The 1586-nt window shown below is 63.4% G+C and carries 1 pseudogene; it reads right to left on the bottom strand.

The annotated features are described in order from the left end of the window. Positions 1-45: 45 nt before the first annotated feature. A pseudogene (gene tnpC / locus AVHM3334_RS23605) lies at positions 46-1509 on the bottom strand (IS66 family transposase); the annotation flags it as partial. Between the last annotated feature and the right edge of the window lie 77 nt (positions 1510-1586).

Below are 1586 nucleotides of genomic sequence, written 5' to 3'. Positions count from 1 at the left end.
TAACCACGCCCTATTCGGCAGTGCCGCCGTGCGGCAGGGTTTCGGCTAGGCCGACGGCAAGGCGATGTTCCAGGGCAGCAGCGCCTCGTAATCGTCGGCCGTTTGAGCCAGCGGCAGCCGCTTGAACAGCGCGACCAAGTAGCGGTAGGGCTCGATGCCGTTGGCCTTCGCCGTTTCCACCAACGAATACAGGTTTGCACTGGCATTGGCACCGCCCACCGTGTCGGCGAACAGCCATCCCTTGCGCCCCACAACGAAGGGCCGGATCGCATTTTCAACAGGGTTCGAGTCCAGCGGCCAACTACCGTTCTGCACGAACCGTATGAGCTTGGGCCACTGGCCTTGGAGGTAATGAAGAGCTTGCCCCAACAGGCTGGTGGGCGCAACGCTGTGCAGGTTGGCCAGCATCAATTGTTCTATCTGCCGCAGGACACCGGCGCTGTATCGAGCGCGCATGCGTTGGCGCTTGGCTGGGGTCCATTCAGTGGCGAGCGCTTCGGCCCTGTAGAGCTTGGCCACCAGCTTGATGAACCGGGTCGCGATCTGGTTGGTAGAACGTGCCGCCTTCGGTATCGCGTCCTCGGCTCTAATGAACGGACGCCGTGCATGGCTCCAACAGCCAAGGTGCGTCAGGTCGTACGTCCTTGCAATGCCGTTGTAGACCTCGTAGCCGTCGCTGACCAGGACTGCACCACGGCGGATGCCGGCATACAGCTGCTCGGCGTGAACACCGCCGCGGCCCGGGGCATACGCGAACAGCCGCACCGGCGGGCCGGTGCCGGCGCCATTCATCTGCGCCCACATGTAGCTCTTGGTCTGCGCCTTTCTCCCAGGCTCCTTCAGCACCTGGACAGTCGTTTCGTCACCGTAGACCAGGTCAGAGTCCAGCAGATGATCGCGCAGCAGATTGATGACGGGCTGAACGGCTTGGCCGATGCGCACGACGCCGGCCGCCAAGGTGTTGCTGGCCAGGTCTCCGCCGAAGCGGCGCAGCAATGCAGCCTGGCGGTACAGCGGCATGCCGAACTGGTATTTGCCGGTGATGACCCAGGCCTGAGCGGCCTCGGTGAGCAAGCCCCGCGGGATGATGCGTGCGGGTGTCGGTGCGACCTTCAGACTCTGGTCACAGCACGGGCAGGCGTACTTGATACGGTGGTGTTGAAGCACACGAACCTGCTCGGCAATGACGTCCATCTGCTCGCTGATCTCGGCGCCGATCTCTACGAGCGCATGACCATCGTGGGCGCACACGCGCTCGTGTTCTGGCAACTCGTGGCGGACGATCTCGCGCGGCAACGCAGGGTCCAGTGGTTTCCTGCCGCGCTTCTTGCGTTGATGGCCGGCAACCGGTGTGGCGCCTTCTTCGTCGGCATCCGCTGGCGAGCTCTCATCGGTCGGCGCGAGTGCTTCAGCCTCGTTGAGGAACAGGTTCTTCTGCTCGGTTCCGCGAGCCTCGCTCCCGGCCAGATGAAGCGGTCTTGCTCGAGCCGCTTCATCAACAGCCAGAAGCCGTTGCGCTGCCAGCCCAGAATCTTGATGCGGTCGCGTCGCTTATTGCGAAATACGTAAACGGCCTGGGCGAACGG

The organism is Acidovorax sp. SUPP3334 (assembly GCF_030159055.1).
GTDB lineage: Bacteria > Pseudomonadota > Gammaproteobacteria > Burkholderiales > Burkholderiaceae_C > Paracidovorax.
Note: the sequence above shows the minus strand (reverse complement) of the source record. Positions and strands in the feature narration are given on the sequence as shown.